At 74.0% G+C, this 3,885-nt stretch carries 2 protein-coding genes and 1 pseudogene; all 3 read right to left on the bottom strand.

The genetic code is table 11. The features are described from left to right. Window positions 1-142, bottom strand: a pseudogene (locus ACFV61_RS13035) (amidinotransferase); the annotation flags it as partial. Between the two features lie 88 nt (window positions 143-230). After that, complete coding sequence (locus tag ACFV61_RS13030) at window positions 231-1,553, bottom strand: MFS transporter (protein ID WP_380345948.1); 1,323 nt, start codon at window positions 1,551-1,553, stop codon at window positions 231-233. 6 nt (window positions 1,554-1,559) lie between these two features. Beyond that, window positions 1,560-3,885: amino acid adenylation domain-containing protein (locus tag ACFV61_RS13025; RefSeq protein ID WP_380491621.1), on the bottom strand; the 2,326-nt coding region annotated here is incomplete at its 5' end.

Here is a 3,885-nt window from a genome sequence, read left to right as displayed (position 1 = left end):
CGTACAGCCGCTCCCACTGCGCCACGGCGAGCCCGGTGTCGACCGGCTTCGCCGGGTCCATCCACGGGTTGATCGCGTAGGTGACCTCGAAGTGGGTCGGACGGCACATCAGGTAGTGGCGCGGGCGGGCGGTGCGGGTCATCGGGGGGCTCCGGGGTGAGGGATCGGGCGGTCGGGGCGGGGTGTGCGGGCTCAGACGGCGGGGTCGGACGGCGGGTCAGACAGCGAGGTCAGACGGCGGGCTCGGGCCGCGCGTCGTCGGCACGGTGGTCGCCGTGCTCGGGGCGCGCCGGGAAGTCGCGCATTCCGCGCAGCGGGCTCGCCAGCAGCACGGCGCCTGCGGACAGCAGCACGCCCGCCATGATCCAGATCGTGGTGCGCGGGCCCAGCACCTCGCCGAGCCAGCCACCGAGCAGGGCGCCGAGGGGGATCGCGCTGTAGTTGACGGTCGAGGCGCTGGCCCTGATCCGCCCGATCATCGCGGGCGGGCAGTAGGACTGGTAGAAACTGCCGGCCAGCACGTTCCCGGCCACGACGCCGCAGACGGCCACCGACCACGCGAGCGCGCTGACCGCGAGCGGCAGTTGGTCGCCGGCCATCGGCAGCAGGAAGATGAAGGGCGCGACCACCAGCTCGCACAGCAGCAGCCCGCGGGCGCTGCCCAGCCGCCGGGCCAGCCGCCCGGCCACCGCCGCGCCGGCCAGCCCGCCGATGCTCACCACCGCGAACACCAGGCCCACCTCGCCGGATCCGATGCCGACGCTGCGCACCAGGAAGACCGTCTGGACGGCCTGGATGCCGTTCAGCCCGAGGTTGCCGACCGCCCCGAAGCAGGCCAGCGTCCGCAGGTACGGGTCGCGGGCCAGGAAGCCCACGCCCTCGCCGATCTCCTTCAGGATGCCCCGCCGCTGCGACGGCGGCGGAGGCTGCTCCACCACGGTGATCCGGGCCACGCAGACCGCCGAGACGAGGTAGCTCACCGCGTCGGCGAGCAGGCCGCTGGTCGCGCCGAAGACCTGCGACAGCAGGCCGGCCGCACCGGGACCGGCGATCTCCACCGCCGACTCCCCGGAACGCAGCTTGACGTTCGCCTCCAGCACGTCCTCCTTGGCCACCAGCGACGGGAGCACCGCCCCGTACGCGGTGGAGAAGAACACCTTCACCCCGCCGGTCAGCAGGGCCACCAGCACCAGTTGGGCCATGGTCAGCACACCGAGCCAGCCGGCCACCGGCACGCTGACGAACAGGACGAGCAGCAGCAGGTCGCAGACCAGCATCACCCGCAGCTTGGGCCAGCGGTCCACCCAGGCACCGGCCGGCAGCCCGAGGAAGAGCCAGGGCAGCCAGGCCGAGGCGGTCAGCAGGCCGACCGCGAGCGGGCTGGCGTGCAGGGTGACGACGGCCACCAGGGCCAGCGCCACGTTGCCGACCGCCGTACCGAGACCGCTGGTGGTCTCACCGATCCAGAGCCGACGGAAGTCGGCCTGGGCCCACAGCCCCCAGCGACTGCGGGACGGCTCCGGCGGAGCCATGGCGGGGGTGGTGACGGACATCGCGGGTCACTCTCCAAGCTTCTCGGCGAGCACGGAGGCGATCCGTGCGAGGGGTTCCGGACGGGTCAGCTCGCCGTGCGCGCAGGCGAGGCGGTGGGGCTCGATCCGGCCGTCCAGGTACGGCCGCCAGGACCGTTCGTAGGGCCAGTCGGCGGGCTTGTCGAGGGTCGCGCCGAAGAAGACGGCGTCGCCCCGGTAGCGGCCGGGCACGTGCTCGGCCATGAGTTTGCGGTGCCGCTCGAACATGCCGGGCAGCTCGGCGGCGGCCTCCCCCAGGACGGCGGCCAGCTCGGCCTGGCCGCGCCCGGCCTCCGGGTCGTAGCCCAGTGACAGCAGCAACTCGGCCAGGGTGTCGACGGGTTCGTCCTCCTCCGGCCCGTCGACGGCCGCCGGACCGTGGCCGGTGACCGGTGCGCCGTCGAGCAGGGCGAGCACACCGACCGGTGCGCCCTCGGCCTGGAGCCGGACGGCCATCTCCTGCGCGACGACCGCCCCGAAGGACCAGCCGAGCAGGTGGTACGGGCCGGACGGCCACACCGCCCGGATCTGCCGCACGTAGTCCTCGGCGATCTCGGCGACGCTCGCCGGTGCATCCCCGCGCAGGCCGCGGGCCTGCAGACCGTAGACCGGCCGGTCGGCGCCAAGGTGCGGCAGCAGGCCGGAGTAGACCCAGCTGATGCCGGCGGCCGGGTGGACGCAGAACAGCGGGGCCAGGCCGCCACCGGTGCGCAGCGGCAGCAGCACGTCCAGGGCGTCGGCGGCCGGCCCGGCACCGAGCCGACCGGCCAGTCCGGCGACGGTCGGGGCCTCGAACAGCGCGCGCATCCCGAGGTCGGCGCCGAGGGCGGTGCGGATCCGGGCGAGCAGCTTCATCGCGAGCAGGGAGTGACCGCCGAGCGCGAAGAAGTCGTCGTCGATGCCGACCCCGGCGATCCCCAGGACCTCGGCGAACAGCCCGCAGAGGACCCGTTCCTGTTCGGTGCGCGGCGCGCGGCCCCCGGCGAGTTCGGCGAAGTCCGGGGCGGGCAGGGCCCGGTGGTCGAGCTTGCCGCTGCCGGTGAGCGGCAGCGCGTCGAGCGGGACGACGGCGGCCGGCACCATGTAGCCGGGCAGGAACCCGCCCGCGAAGGCCCGCAGACCTGCCTGGTCCAGCCGGCCGTCGGCCACCACGTAGGCGACCAGACGAGTGCCCGCTGCCCGGTCCTCGACCGGGCGGACGACGGCCCCCGACACCCGGGGGTGCCGCCTCAGGACCTGTTCGATCTCGCCGAGTTCGATCCGGAAGCCCCGGATCTTGACCTGCTGGTCGGTACGGCCCAGGTACTCCAGCTCACCCTCGCGGGAGCGGCGCACCAGGTCGCCCGTGCGGTACATCCTCTCCCCGGGCTCGAACGGGCAGGCCACGAACCGCTCAGCGGTCAGCCCCGGCCGGTTCAGGTACCCCCGGGCCAGACCCGCCCCTGCCAGGTACAGCTCACCGGGCACCCCGGCCGGCACCGGGTTCAACCACTCGTCCAGCACATAGGCCTGCGTCCCGGCGACCGTACGGCCCAGCACCGGCTGCTCCGTCGCGGCCAGCGGGTGAACGAGCGTGTCCACCGTCGCCTCCGTCGGGCCGTACAGGTTGTACGCCTCCGTCGCCGGCGCCTCCCGCAGGATGGTCCACAGGGCCTGGCCCACCGCCTCACCACCGAGCAGCAACAGCTCCGGCGGGCAGCCGGTGAGCAGTCCCTCCTCCACCAGCTGCTCGGCGAAGGACGGCGTCACCTCCAGCACCCCGATACCGCGCTCGCGGACATGGCGCACCAGCGCTGCCGCGTCCCGGCGCACCTCATCACCGATCAGGTGCAGCTCATGCCCGGCCACCAGCCACAACAGGCCGTCCCAGGAAGCGTCGAAGCACAGCGACGCCGTCAACGCCACCCGCGACCGCACCCGACCCGCCATCACACCGGTGCGATGCGCCGCCAGCAGCCCAGCCAGGCTCCCGTGGGACACCACCACACCCTTCGGACGACCCGTCGAACCCGACGTGTGAATCACATACGCCGCGTCCCCGGCCGAAGCCCGCGCGACCGGGTCCGACTCCGGACCGGCCACGTCACCGGCCTCCACCACGGTCAGCCCGGCCAGCAACTCCGGGTGCGGCCAGCGATCGTCGGTCACGGCGAGGACGGGCTGCGCGTCGGCGAGCGTATGGGCGGTGCGGTCGGCGGGGTACTCGGCGTCCAGCGGCAGGTACACCCCGCCGGCCTTCAGCACCGCCAGCAACCCCACCACCGACTCCACCGAACGCGGCAGCGCCAACGCCACACCCGACTCCGGCCCCACC

Origin of the sequence: Kitasatospora sp. NPDC059817, from assembly GCF_042731835.1 — a bacterium.
GTDB lineage: Bacteria > Actinomycetota > Actinomycetes > Streptomycetales > Streptomycetaceae > Kitasatospora.
The sequence above is the reverse complement of the archived record's forward strand: the minus strand, read 5'-3'. Positions and strand labels throughout refer to the sequence as shown.

Excerpts from the sequence above, each read along its gene's own strand:
- ACFV61_RS13030 (WP_380345948.1), bottom strand. The coding sequence starts at position 1,553 with ATGTCCGTCACCACCCCCGCCATGGCTCCGCCGGAGCCGTCCCGCAGT.